Origin of the sequence: Martinezella multihospitum (assembly GCF_900094585.1) — a bacterium.
In the GTDB taxonomy this organism is placed as follows: Bacteria; Pseudomonadota; Alphaproteobacteria; order Rhizobiales; family Rhizobiaceae; genus Rhizobium; species Rhizobium multihospitium.
In genome coordinates this window covers 85,564-97,733 of record NZ_FMAG01000004.1, presented here as the reverse complement: position 1 = coordinate 97,733, position 12,170 = coordinate 85,564, and the positions used below count along the sequence as shown (strand labels likewise).

General features: G+C 58.0%; 11 protein-coding genes and 1 pseudogene. 3 read left to right on the top strand and 9 right to left on the bottom strand.

Annotated elements, in window-relative coordinates; genetic code table 11:
• Window positions 1-11: 11 nt before the first annotated feature.
• From GA0061103_RS16630 to GA0061103_RS16610, 5 genes and pseudogenes are all read right to left on the bottom strand, one after another.
• Window positions 12-1,670: pseudogene (locus tag GA0061103_RS16630) on the bottom strand (ISL3 family transposase).
• Window positions 1,671-1,917: 247 nt separating this feature from the next.
• Window positions 1,918-2,214, bottom strand: coding sequence for a hypothetical protein (locus GA0061103_RS16625; protein WP_092712984.1), 297 nt, complete (start codon window positions 2,212-2,214; stop codon window positions 1,918-1,920).
• Window positions 2,215-2,426: 212 nt separating this feature from the next.
• On the bottom strand, window positions 2,427-2,843 hold the full coding sequence (locus GA0061103_RS16620) for a Ros/MucR family transcriptional regulator (RefSeq protein WP_092712982.1): 417 nt from the start codon (window positions 2,841-2,843) through the stop codon (window positions 2,427-2,429).
• Between the two features lie 787 nt (window positions 2,844-3,630).
• Window positions 3,631-4,278, bottom strand: a complete 648-nt coding sequence (locus GA0061103_RS16615) for a response regulator (RefSeq protein ID WP_092712980.1) — start codon at window positions 4,276-4,278, stop codon at window positions 3,631-3,633.
• Window positions 4,279-4,342: 64 nt separating this feature from the next.
• Complete coding sequence (locus tag GA0061103_RS16610) at window positions 4,343-6,061, bottom strand: hybrid sensor histidine kinase/response regulator (RefSeq protein WP_092712978.1); 1,719 nt, start codon at window positions 6,059-6,061, stop codon at window positions 4,343-4,345.
• Between the two features lie 337 nt (window positions 6,062-6,398).
• Between GA0061103_RS16610 and GA0061103_RS16605 the strand changes: the two genes are divergently transcribed.
• Complete coding sequence (locus GA0061103_RS16605; RefSeq protein ID WP_092712976.1) at window positions 6,399-6,794, top strand: VOC family protein; 396 nt, start codon at window positions 6,399-6,401, stop codon at window positions 6,792-6,794.
• Window positions 6,795-6,810: 16 nt separating this feature from the next.
• On the opposite strand, the gene GA0061103_RS16600 is transcribed toward GA0061103_RS16605, so the two are convergent.
• Window positions 6,811-8,679 carry a sigma-54-dependent Fis family transcriptional regulator gene (locus GA0061103_RS16600; protein ID WP_092712974.1) on the bottom strand — a complete coding sequence of 623 codons (1,869 nt, stop codon included), beginning with the start codon at window positions 8,677-8,679 and terminating at the stop codon, window positions 6,811-6,813.
• Window positions 8,680-8,904: 225 nt separating this feature from the next.
• Here GA0061103_RS16600 and GA0061103_RS16595 point away from each other — a divergent pair, with 225 nt between their 5' ends.
• Window positions 8,905-9,957 carry an NAD(P)-dependent alcohol dehydrogenase gene (locus tag GA0061103_RS16595; protein WP_092714308.1) on the top strand — a complete coding sequence of 351 codons (1,053 nt, stop codon included), beginning with the start codon at window positions 8,905-8,907 and terminating at the stop codon, window positions 9,955-9,957.
• 199 nt (window positions 9,958-10,156) lie between these two features.
• A complete protein-coding gene (locus GA0061103_RS16590) occupies window positions 10,157-10,453 on the top strand; it encodes a ribbon-helix-helix domain-containing protein (protein ID WP_342587975.1) in 297 nt (98 codons plus the stop codon).
• 64 nt (window positions 10,454-10,517) lie between these two features.
• On the opposite strand, the gene GA0061103_RS16585 is transcribed toward GA0061103_RS16590, so the two are convergent.
• The 3 genes from GA0061103_RS16585 to GA0061103_RS16575 are packed head-to-tail and all read right to left on the bottom strand — an operon-like array spanning window position 10,518 to window position 12,162.
• The gene (locus tag GA0061103_RS16585; RefSeq protein WP_092714306.1) at window positions 10,518-10,706 is read right to left on the bottom strand and encodes a hypothetical protein; all 189 of its coding nucleotides are present in this window, start codon (window positions 10,704-10,706) and stop codon (window positions 10,518-10,520) included.
• Window positions 10,707-10,729: 23 nt separating this feature from the next.
• On the bottom strand, window positions 10,730-11,845 hold the full coding sequence (locus GA0061103_RS16580) for a WD40 repeat domain-containing protein (RefSeq protein ID WP_092712970.1): 1,116 nt from the start codon (window positions 11,843-11,845) through the stop codon (window positions 10,730-10,732).
• A gap of 2 nt (window positions 11,846-11,847) precedes the next feature.
• A complete protein-coding gene (locus tag GA0061103_RS16575; RefSeq protein WP_092712968.1) occupies window positions 11,848-12,162 on the bottom strand; it encodes a hypothetical protein in 315 nt (104 codons plus the stop codon).
• Window positions 12,163-12,170: the final 8 nt, after the last annotated feature.

The following is a 12,170-nucleotide window of genomic DNA, read 5'->3' as shown; positions in this document are numbered from 1 at the left end:
CGGGTTCTTCCTCACTTTGTGTGGAGCTTCGCGATATCAATTTGCCTCATCCGCGCTCTGAGAAGCTCCGAACCCGCTCTGCCGTACATTGCACGCTTGATCGTCTTCAGTCGGCTGATCTGACCCTCCGCCTTACCGTTGCTCCAGGGCAAGTCGATGGCGTTGCGCACGGCGTCGATATCACGGCGGAGGACTCGTGCGAAACGGGCGAGGGAGGTGAGTCTGGAATCAATGGCATCATCGATGCCATCCTTCGAGCTTCGTCGAATCTCTGCCACGAAATAGTCCGCGAAATCGCATGGAGAAGCTGCGCAAAGCAGCAAACGTATATGATCCCTGTTTGAGCGCATCCGCTTTCCGCGCTTGATTGCTGGTCAGTGCGCCGCGCGGCTTTATGCAAAGAGCAGCCGCGACAACCGGTGAGATCAGATGACCGGTTTGCGGGTCACGTATAGGCGCATTGTCATATGTTCTGTCGGCAGGCCCAATCCGAGCCGGCGCCGTATCACTCTCATCCTTAATCTGCTCCGGCCTCTCGGCGCGACGCCATGTTGCCAGGAGGCGTTCGAGATTGGAAAAGCTGTCGGTATATCCGCGGCGCCTGATGTCGTGGAACAAATGCCGCCCACGGCGGTTGCCATCCTTCCAACATTGGGCTCGAAAAGCTTCGAAGTATAGAGGAGAGGTCGGCCGTAGCGCACTCCTTCGTCGATCTGGTGGACTTTCGAATGTCAGCCACTTCGCGATGCTGCGGCGGCCATATCCCGTGCGACGCGCGATGTCCGAGCAGGTCAAGCCTTCTTTGCTCAAGGTGTGCACCGTCTCGAATACCTCCTTCCGGGACTGCCGATGTGCCTGGCGAAGCTGATTGCGCAACGGCGTTTCAGGCGCCTGCTCACGCAAATTCCGATCGTCACAGTCCTTCTCGATATCCTCGTCTGGCAGCAGTGCCCGGCCTGAGAGGCTCATCTGTTCCTCAATAGCAAGACGCAGATTTTGGATGAGATGAAAGTGGTCCGCCACTTGCGACGCTTTCGGGGCACCTTCGCGAGCAGCCTGCGCGTAAAGCCCGCATCGATCTCGGCTGACGACTTCGATAGCCGGGTGCTGTTTCAACCATCGTGCAACGCTTGCCACACTCCAGTCTTCGAGAATGTCCATGACCTTCCGGCGTTCGAGATCAACGATGATCGTGCCGTAGCGCCATGATTTCCTCCAACTCCAATCATCGATACCGATGATCCGTGCCGAGGGTTCGTCGTCGACCCGTGAAGCATTTCGCTTCAAGTGCCGCAGGATAGTATCGTCGCTGATCGGCATCCCAAGCCGTCTCATCAAGTGCTCTCCGGGCCGTCCGCCAGTGCTGTGACCCAGCAGGCCGACCATTTCGGCGACCCTCCTGGTCCTGCGTGCGTAAGGCGAGGCAATCCCCGGGACCGGGTCGGTGAATGTTTGCCGTTTGCACTGCCGATATCTGCAACGCCCGCGGCTTAACTGAAGCTTGACCGTCACTTCATTGCCCTGAATCGGCAGGTCCTGGAGACTGCGGTCGACCAACCGTGCCGACTTCCGCTCTGATGTCGGCAATCCGGGCATATGCCCGAGGATGGTCCGCACGCAGACACAACCCAATCACCTTCGCCATTAGACGCGACGCTTTGTACCTTAATGCCCGGACCGGGAGACCATTTCGATTTTGTTCACATGCCAGCCCATAGCGGCATAGTTACCAACGATTTGTTAACCGCAGAAAGTGAGGAGGACCCCGTTTAAGTGCCAAACGACATGACCATCTTCTTCGACTTGAACCCGAACGTCAGCCTGATCAACGATTTCAAATTGCCGAGATCAGCCCCGGCAATATGGCTGAGATATTTCACCTGCCGATGCTCCATTTCCTCAAGGCATTTGTCTGCCTCACGAGATATATGTGGTCTCTGAGTTTGTATTTGTGAGTACATCTGAATCTGCATTCGGATCTTCGATTATTTTTTCCGCCTCTATCAGCCGATACTCCATCTGCTTCCTGCATTCGACGAAGCGGGTAATCTCCATCGCAAATTGCGCATTCCTGCGTGCGTCGTAGAATTCCGCGATCGTTGCGCCGGAAGCTTGCCGCTCTTGCTCCAGGAGCTCCCTCAATCTCCTCATTTCGTCCTTAAACGCAAAATAGACCTGCATGGTTTGAACTAAATGTAGCGTTCTATCTGACATGGTTTTCAGTCAACAAGTTGGCGTTTACGAAAACATCGCTCAAGAGCATGATCTATTCTTTAGTGATGCTCGTAACGATATCCATAATTTCATTTTAATTTACAATTCCATTTAGTTAGTGCGGCAATCACGAAGACTTATTGCCTGTCGCGTATAGTTTCCTGCCTATTCGTGCCCCCGCACATTGGTTACGATGGCTTAATTCGCCAGTCTTATCTTGTCGGAACAATAGATGCTCTGCCAGGACGGAATTCCTTTGCTATCCTCGAGCGTTCGGCAGCATAATTCTCCGCAATTATGGGGTAGTCGTCGGGCAATCCCCATTTGGTGCGATATTCATCGGGCGTCAGGCTGTATTTGACGCGCAAATGACGACGTAACGACTTGAACTTTCGACCGTCCTCCAGGCATATGATGTAATCGGGAGCCACCGAACTCGCGATGGGAACAGCGGGCTTTTGCCTCTCGGGAGTTACAATGCTAGCCCTAACATCAAGGACACCTGCCAAGCTTCCGTAGACCCCTTGGATAAGATCGGGAACCTTGTCACATTCGATGAAATTATTTGCGACAAAGGAGCAAATGATATTGCGGGTGCAACTGAGCAGCTGGGAGTGAATTTCAGACAAATGGTGTTCTCGCTAATGAATCTGCCAACTTTGGTCCAATTGGAACCATTTTTTGGAAGATGAGACGGATCAGCTCCTTTAGGATTGTGATCTTGCGCCTCAACGTTTCCTGTAAGGAATGTCCTCTTTGTGAACGTGCTTACTGCTGACGAACCATCAGCATCCCACTGATTGCATCAAGCAAGGCCTGATACCCAGATCCGGAGTTCAAATTGTCTATCGCCAGGACCGAACTTTCTTAAACAGTGCGGCCCCGGCGATAGGGCCGACAGGCGTGCCGGCCATGGCTTGGTGTCGATTGACCTACAGTTGATGAAACTTCGACCAATATGCACCTTGTCGCGATATACGCTTTGTGGTCGCCTTTGCGCTCTCTGCTGAATCATTGCTACCGTGTTTCAACCAGCCAATCGAAGAAGCAGGTCCATCGGTAACACAGCGTCAATCTCGGAGCCATCAGGTATAGACCTGACAGGCAGGCCGGCGTGGGCTCCGTTTGCAAGGAATTTCGAGGCCGCCTAATTTGTGGAAATCTATTCCGCAATTATTGTGTTGCGCAACGATCCCGCGTTTTTTGAGCATAAGAGCAGGGAAAAGCGCGGAATTTCGATGCGATAGAGTGGAAATTAGAACGAACAGTAGAATAATATTCTCCAGTCGATGGCTTCCACTTCGGACTCTTGGGCGTGATGATCAGAGGTAGAGTCATCAATTGGAAATCCCTGCTTGCCTCTGCCCTGCCGCACTGAGAGGCAGTTGTATTCGAATCGAGCCTGCGCCTTCTATCTCAAAGCTTGATCAATTTGTTTCGTATCGCATATCGCGCAAGATCGACCGCCGTATGCAGTTTCAATTTCCTCATCGAGGATGTTCTATGGGAATCAACGGTTTTGATGCTCACGCCCAAAAGCCCGGCAATAGTTTTGTTGGACTTTCCTTCCGCGACGAACTGTACCACTTCGCGCTCCCGCGGCGTCAGGGAATCACGATCATCGAGCCCCCCTGCACTCTCCTCCGCGTCGGCAATGCTTTGCTGCACTTGTCGGGACATATAGATTTTGCCGCTTATCAATGCCTCCACCGCCGCAAGAAGGCTGGCATCCTCTTCGGTCTTGAGCACATAGCCGCGCGCGCCCGCATTCATGATGTCTCGCACCAGCGCATGATCCTCGTACATCGTATAGACCAGAACGCTGATTTTCGGCATCTTTCGGCATAGCTGCCGGCTTACCTCAAGTCCGTTGATGATCGGCAGGCAATGATCGAGAATGATAATGTCCGCGCCATGCTCGAGAGAGAGCTGAACGGCTGCTTCCCCATCATCGGCCTCCGCGCAAATGCACCAATCGGGCCGGTGCGCGAGAGCAGCCCGTATTCCCGCCCGAACGATCGGGTGGTCATCTGCGATAATGATCTTAGACATATGCGCCGTCATATTCCTCAATTCTCAGCACTAGCTCGATACGCTTTTCCGGTTCATCCATCAGGCGATCATAAACTCACGTGAAGTCTCCGGCTTTCGCAGAATATTGCAAGGAGCTGGTTCCGGCATCCGATGCGCCGCCAGGCGCGCTCAGCGGAAAACGAAGCTTTAGGCTCGTTCCTTTTCCCTCTTCACTGAAGAGTTCGACCTGACCTCCGCATCTCTCAATGAAATCATATACTTGATTAAGGCCCAAGCCATTGCCCAAGCCCTGCCCCTTTGTCGTGAAGAATGGATCGAATGCCTGCCTGCGCACATGTTCGCTCATCCCTGTTCCCTCGTCGCGAACAGTGACCTCGGCCCAGTGGGGAATGTCGCCCGCTTTCTGTTCCCCGACCAGACGAAGATCGATGAAGATGGTGCCTCCGGCAGGCATCGCATCGCGGGCGTTCAAAACAAGATTGACCATAGCGGCCCGAAATTGCGTGCCATCGAGGACGCACACGGCCACGGCATCTGCAAATGTCTTGACAAGCGATATTCTGGGTCCCGCGGCTTGTCTCAACATCGGCAGGACGTCATCGATAAGAAGTCCCAAATCCGTCGCCTCCGCCTGAAACTGTCTATCGCGGGCATAAGAGAGCAGTTGGTTGACCAACTCGCGACCCGACGCCAGCGACACGTCCAGCTCGTCCAGAACGCCAAGCGCTTCCGGACGATCGCTGACAGTTGGGCGAAGAAGGAGGACGGATGAACGGATGACCCTCAACAAGTTTCCAAGATCGTGGGCCACGCCGCCGGCAAAACGGCCGATCGACTCAAGCCTCTGTGTCCGCTCCAGCCTCTGTCGCGCCAGTTCCTCGCGACGGCGATACCGCCATGCCAGCCACTCCAGCGTGGCCAGCAGAAGCAGAAGTATTCCGGCGCCAGCCGTTTCGATCATGGCATGCGAGCGCCAGGGCTCCATCACGTCATCTTCATTCAGGGTGGCAAGCATGACGAGTGGAGCGCTATCCAGCCGCTGATAGCCGACCACGCGCTTGACCCCGTCAATCGGGCTATCAGACCACAGGACGCCGCGATTGCCCTGGGCAAGGAGGCTTTTGAACGGTTCGGCATCCGCAAAGGACTTGCCCACGACCTCTTCGTCATTTGGAGAGCGCGTCAACAATGTTCCATCGGCCAGCAGAAGCGCGATCGTCCCGCCACCCACCCATAGCTTCTGGTAGAATTCCTTGAAGTAACGCGGCTCCATTGCAGCAACGACGACGCCCGCGAAGCGCCCGTCCTTCCCTTCGATACGCCGGGTCAAGCTAATGAACCAAACGCCGACCGATCGGCTCTTCAACGGCGGGCCGATATGCAAGGCTGGCGAGGGATCTTGAGCATGCGCCTTGAAATAGGCCCGATCGGCAAGGCTGACATGCGGTGTCGTCGGATAGTCCGTATCATGGGTGATGTACCCGTCAGGCCCGATCACAAAAATTGCCCGGACATAGGGCAGCGTGCTCAACCTATTATGCAGTTCGGCCCGGAAATCGGCGCTGTTGACGGGCAGTGACGGATTATCCGCCAACTCTTTCACAATATCCTGGATGTTCAGATCAATTGACTGCACCGTCCTGGCCGCTTGCTCGGACAAGACATGAACCAGATTGAAAACGGTCCTTTCGCCATCTTGCCGCGCGGCCAGATAGCTTCGCCACAGCTCGGCAGACAGGAGTACGACGATAAATAGCGCCAAGATCAACGTCGGTGCCGATTGAAGCCCTCGGCGACGGATCTTTGACCACATGATTGCTCGCGCGTCCAACTCCGGGAAATACCCCTATAGCTACACCGGTGGATCTTTACGTGCCGTGCTAGTTCTCGGCAACAGAAAAATGCCTCGTGCCGCGCCGCCTGAGAACCCCACCCGATTGACAGCGATATCGCCAAGCGGACTGATTTGCCGGGCGACACGATGCATTCCTGAGGAATGAGAAAGTGCGATCCGATCAGGAAATCCGGGATGGCAAGATCCGTCAAAACGGATTTCCGCCCGGTTCGACGCCAAACGTTCGATGTCGCCCTCCGCTACCACCGGAAGCAACCGCATTTGGTGCACGTTCTTATGACAAGGGAGGCGAAGCATGGCTAAAATGATCCATTCCATGATCCGGGTACTGGACGAGCAGCGCTCGGTCGAGTTCTATCGGCGGGCCTTTGGCCTTGCCGTCGCTGATCGCCTGGATTTCGACACCTTCGTTCTCATCTATCTCGGCAATTCCGATACGGGTTTCGAACTTGAACTGACGGTCAACAAGGGCCGAACCGAACCCTATGCGCTCGGCGACGGTTACGGCCATCTGGCCGTCTCGGTCGGCAATGTCGCCGCGGAGCATGGGCGCCTCCTCGCACTCGGCTTCGATCTGGGCAGGATCGTGGACTTCAACCATGATGGTGCGCCATTTGCCCGGTTCTTCTTCGTCAGCGATCCTGACGGCTACAAGATCGAAGTCCTGCAGCGCGCCGGCCGCTATCTCTGAACAGCTCGTCGATCCGTCACAGGACATGCTTGTAGACCGTCGTGCGCGAGAGGCGAAGCTGGCGCGCGGTCTGCGAAACATTACCGTCCGTCCGGCGGTAGACGGCCCGGATCTCCTGACATTTCGCTCGGCTGAGCGGACGTTCCCTGCATCCATCGCAACAATCCTGAAGGTTTCCGGCCATCGAGCTTCCATCGTCGAAGCTATCCTCATCCAGGTAATCGGCGTGACGATGGATCAATGCGCGCTGCAGCGCGGTTCTCAATTCCCGGATGTTGCCCGGCCACTTTCTGCGAAAGAGCGCGGCGACAGCCGCATCCGTGATCGGCGTTCCTGGCGCCATCTCTTCCAGAACCTGGCGGACGATCGCGGCAAAATCCATTCGCGCCCCCAGAGCCGGCAGATGAATGGCAAAGGCGTTCAGCCGATAATAGAGATCCGCGCGAAACAGTCGCTGCGCCACCATTTCCTCGAGATTACGGTTGGTGGCCGAGACGATCTGCACATCTACCTTCTCGGCCTTGTGCGCACCGACCGCACGGACCTCCATGCTGTCAAGGAAGCGTAAGAGAGAAGTCTGCGCCGCAAGCGGTATGTCCGCCACCTCGTCGAGAAACAGGGTGCCGTGGTCGGCGGCGCGGGCGAACCCCAGCGCGCCCTTGGCGCGCGCATTGGTGAAAGCACCGCCCTCGTGGCCGAATATTTCCGAGATGAACAGATCTTCCGGCACCGCGCCGCAGTTGACGGGTACGAACTCGCCCTTCCGCTGGCTCAGGCGATGGACATGCCGGGCCATCAGCTCCTTGCCAGTTCCCGTTTCCCCTGTGACGTGCACGGGCATCCTGAGCGCTACGGCATCCGCGAGATTGGCAAGCGCCTGTCGGATCGAGCTGTCGTCACAGACGAAGTCCGGCAAGCCCTCTTTCGGCAGTAGCGCGGGAACGGCAGGGCCGCTTTGCCTCGCCGGTAGGCTGTTCCCGCCCTGGGCGATCTGGCGGCAGGCCATGAAGACGCCGCTGCCCGCACGATCGCGAATACGGATGATGCCGCCGTTGAGGAGCCCATCCATCGCTGTTCCGAAACCGGATTCGAACAGCGCATCGAAGTGGCTGCCGCGCGTCGTCGGCAGACCGGCCAGCAATGCCCTTCCGGAACGGTTTATGGAGGTAATGTCACCTGCCGGCGATACCGAGATCAGGCCGGCGGACAGGGTGTCCAGATACTCCACACGCGGATGGAAGGCGAAGACGAAGCTGCTGGAATAGTCCTGAAATACGAGGCCGTTCTCGATCTGCGACGCAGCCATACGCACGAGAGCATGCGTGTGCTCCTGTCGCGCTTCGTGGGCACAGGAAGCATCGAGCAGACCGAGGATCTCGCCATGCGAGTTAAAGATCGGCGCAGCCATGCAGCTCAGATGGCCGTGACAGGCGAAATAATGTTCTCGCCCATAGATAGCCACCGGCTTCTCGATCATGGCGGCTAGTCCCAGCGCATTTGTGCCGCGCTCACTCTCGTTCCACATACTGCCCGGAATGATCGCACGTCCGGCGGCGCTATCGGCGAATTCTCGGTCGCTGATCGTATCGAGGACGATGCCATCGGCATCCGCGAGCGCGATCATGAAGTTCGATCCGGCAATCTGCGAATGCAGCAGCTGCATTTCTGCAAGCGCCAGTCGGCGCATGGAGACAGCGGCCTCGCGACGCGCGCGGACATCGGAAAATGGCACGACGCTGTGCTGCGGCATGGCGCGTGGATCGAGGCCGCCCTCGCGACACCGCTGCCAGCTCTCCGCGACGATCGGCTGAAGGGTACCGACCGGGAAACGATCACCCCTCTCCAGTGCTTTGCGTGCCCGGTCCATTCCAGAAAGGTGCTGCATGGTTCCTCCTCATGCACCATGACATCGAGGATAACAGCAGCCGGCGAGATGACAATAGACAGAAACTGGACAGTTCCGCAGTTCACCGCGTTCATCCGATGAACAAGCGGAGTCGGCGATGTCGGATTATCTTGTTGATAAGATTAGGAAATACAATCTGGAACAACAATTGCAGCTGTGTATCCCGCAACGGGCATCGATCCCGCCGATGGAGGAGACATCAGCATGAAGGCACAGGTTCTGAACAAATATGACGACGATCTGAAAGCGGAGCAGTGGGTCTCACTACAGGAGGTCCCTGATCCCCAGATCAAGAAATCCACCGATGTCATCGTCCGCATCGGCGGCGCGGGAGTCTGCCGTACGGACCTCCACATCATCGAAGGCGTGTGGCGCCCGCATATGGACCCGAACGGCGATAGCCTCCTGCCTCTGATCATGGGCCATGAGAATGCCGGCTGGGTGGAAGCTATCGGCAAAGAGGTCGAGGGTATCAAGGTCGGCGATCCGGTCATCGTCCATCCGAAGATTTCCGGCGGCACCTGCCTTGCCTGCCGGCGCGGCTTCGACATGCATGGCCCCGGCAAGTTTCCGGGCCTGGATTGCAACGGCGGCTATTCCGAATATCTCTGCACCTCGGAGCGCAATATCGTTGCGCTGCCGAAGACGCTGGCCCCCAAGGACGTCGCGCCCTATGCGGATGCGGGACTGACCGCCTATCGCGCCGTAAAGAAGGCGACGCGGCATCTGCTGCCCGGCGAAAACTGCGTCGTCATCGGTGCCGGCGGGCTCGGCCATATTGCCATCCAATGCCTCAAGGCGATGTGCGCCGCTGACGTGATCGTCGTCGATATGTCCGACGATTCGCTGGCGCTCGCGCGCAATATCGGCGCCGACAAGCTCGTGAAGGCGGATGGCAACGAGGTCGAAGCCGTGCTGCAGTTGACGCAGGGCCAGGGCGCCGAAGCCGTCATCGACTTCGTCGGCGAAAAGGGCACCACCACCAGGGGGCTCGCGATGACCCGGCCGATGGGCAGCTATTATGTCGTCGGATATGGCGAGGATATTCGCGTGCCGACAGTGGACATGGTCATCACCGAGAAGAACATCATCGGCAACCTTGTGGGAACCTGGGCCGAACTGGTGGAGCTGATGGCGCTCGCCGACCGCGGCCTGGTCGATCTGACGACCGTGGAATACAGGCTCGCCGACGCCAATCAGGCGCTCAAGGATCTGCACAACGGCAAGATCCATGGGCGTGCCGTGCTGATCCCTTGAGCACATCGGCTCCGACACCAGAGCGGTCCAATGTTTCACGGAATCATTGGACCGCTCGATCTTATTATTCTGACACAATTCCGGACGGAAAACCGCTGCGCACTTTTCCTGGAATTGCTCTAGGACATGCGCTCTCCGTCCACATCCCGGCCGGAGAACCTTGTTGTGAGCGAATTGCAGCGCGAGGGAGGACGAAAAAATGATGTGCAGAGTCTTGAGCCATCAGGGCCAGGATCGGTTCACCAAGGTCAACCGTTCGGTCCGGATCGGCGGGCATTCGACCAGCGTGCGGCTGGAATCGGCCTTCTGGAATGCATTGGAGGATATGGCCGCCATCGAGGGGCTATCGACATCGAAGCTGATCGCGGAACTTTACCACGAGGCTTTGGAGCAACATGGCAATATGCCCAATCTCGCCTCGATGCTGCGGACCGTCTGCCTGCTCTACCTGCAGGAACGCAATGCGCAGACCGCGATACAGCCGCGGGGGGTCTGATCCGGGCGTGGTTGCCCTCGGCGCGGCATGGAAAGCCGCGCCGAAACAGCCTCCAGAAACATGTTCATGCCTTGGGTGGCGCGGCCTTGCTGCCGGCATCGGCCTTGCCTTCGGCGATCCAGCGTGCGCCGAGGACCAGTGCGCCCATGCTGAAGTCCCTGCCGTGGATCGCGACCATCTCCTGTGACAACCTGGCGATCTTCTCAAAAAAGGCGTCCTTGCTCTTTTCCTCGTCGGAGAGTTCGACCTGCATGATTTCCTCCATTCATGGTTCGATTATTTGAAAAGCTGCGCCGGGAAAGTGACGATAGCGATGGTGCCGAGCGCATCGCCCATGGCGAGATGCCGGCCATCGGCGGTCCACTGAAGCGTCGTAACCGGCCCACCGGTTGCCCGCACGACTAACTCCTCGCGTGCGCCCAGAGGCGCCACCACCACCTGGCCGTTAGCATAGCCGGCGGCCACGAGGCGACCGTTCGGCTGGGCCGCAACGGTTTCGACCAGGACCAGGCCCTTGCGGCCTGTCGTCAGCGCACCCGCAGCGCTGTCGCTGAACGGCGGGTTGTCCATCGACCAGCCGGCGATGCGATAGGCGCCGGCGGCGACAAGCGCATTTGCCTGCGCGCTCCAGGCCGCCGCGCGCACCTCTCCGGGGAAATCGGCAAGGAGCACCTGGCGGCCGGAACCGACATCGACGAGACATAGTCCCGCCCCCTCGATGCCCAGGGCCAGCCAGCGGCCATCGCCGCTCCATGTCAGCGACAGGGGACGGGAGGAGAGCGGAATTTCCAGGAACGGCGGCAAACCGTCGGCGATCCGATGCAGGGTGAGGCTTGCCGAGCCGGCAACCGCCAGCATCGTCCCATCCTCCGAAAAGGCGATCCGCTCGGCAGCCCCGTCGCCAAGATCGCGTTGCAGGGCGAATGCGCTTACGGCTGAATGCACATGAAGCATGTTGCCGGCAGCAATCGCGGTCGATCCCGTCGTCCGGCAGTAATCGAAAGCCCGAACCGGCTCAGCGCCAGAGAAGACGGTTTGCGCCATCTCGCCGGCGCGGCTGAGACGCACCAGATCGCCCTTTGTCCCTGCGGCGAGAAAACAGCCGTCGTCGCAGGCACAGGCCGACCCGGCGCCCTTGACCCGCGTGACGATGAGTGGCGCGGCCTTGCCCTGTCGGGGCGTTATCGTCGTCTGACCCCTGTCGACCACAATGCGGGATTCCGGCGGCTCATTGTCCGCCATTCTCGCAAAGGCGACCGAACCGTCCTCGCAGACCACGGCAAGCAATGTCCCGTCGTCGTTAAAACAGATGTGGCGAACGGGAGCCGGCCGCTGCCAGCTGCGGGCGAGAAGGTCGAACAGAGTGATGTTGGAAGCGGCCTGCTGGTTCATGATTATCCTCCCCTTGCAACGGCGATCAGGCGATCGATATGAGCAATTGCCGCCTCTGCCGCTTCGATCTCCGCTACGCAATCGGCTTGGCTCGATTGGATGCCGGAGGCTTGTTCTTCGGCCTCGTTCAATGCCTCAGCGAGCTCATTGTTGGCGTGATCCCGTTCCAGCGCCAATTGCAGGCGCAGGATCTCCATCTCGGTGCCCGACATCTCCTGAATCAGCTTGTGTGTTTTCGCGGTGAGAGCCGAGACACCGGCCACGAGATCAAGTCGGCGCTGCAGCAGATCCTGGATCGGTTGATCTTGATCGCTCATGATGAGAT

What these genes read in the sequence shown, in the direction of transcription:
- GA0061103_RS16580 (WP_092712970.1), bottom strand. Translation starts at nt 11,845, where the DNA reads ATGAACCAGCAGGCCGCTTCCAACATCACTCTGTTCGACCTTCTCGCC.
- GA0061103_RS16600 (WP_092712974.1), bottom strand. Translation starts at nt 8,679, where the DNA reads ATGCAGCACCTTTCTGGAATGGACCGGGCACGCAAAGCACTGGAGAGG.
- GA0061103_RS16575 (WP_092712968.1), bottom strand. Translation starts at nt 12,162, where the DNA reads ATGAGCGATCAAGATCAACCGATCCAGGATCTGCTGCAGCGCCGACTT.
- GA0061103_RS16595 (WP_092714308.1), top strand. Translation starts at nt 8,905, where the DNA reads ATGAAGGCACAGGTTCTGAACAAATATGACGACGATCTGAAAGCGGAG.
- GA0061103_RS16605 (WP_092712976.1), top strand. Translation starts at nt 6,399, where the DNA reads ATGGCTAAAATGATCCATTCCATGATCCGGGTACTGGACGAGCAGCGC.
- GA0061103_RS16590 (WP_342587975.1), top strand. Translation starts at nt 10,157, where the DNA reads ATGATGTGCAGAGTCTTGAGCCATCAGGGCCAGGATCGGTTCACCAAG.
- GA0061103_RS16585 (WP_092714306.1), bottom strand. Translation starts at nt 10,706, where the DNA reads ATGCAGGTCGAACTCTCCGACGAGGAAAAGAGCAAGGACGCCTTTTTT.
- GA0061103_RS16610 (WP_092712978.1), bottom strand. Translation starts at nt 6,061, where the DNA reads ATGTGGTCAAAGATCCGTCGCCGAGGGCTTCAATCGGCACCGACGTTG.
- GA0061103_RS16615 (WP_092712980.1), bottom strand. Translation starts at nt 4,278, where the DNA reads ATGACGGCGCATATGTCTAAGATCATTATCGCAGATGACCACCCGATC.
- GA0061103_RS16625 (WP_092712984.1), bottom strand. Translation starts at nt 2,214, where the DNA reads ATGTCAGATAGAACGCTACATTTAGTTCAAACCATGCAGGTCTATTTT.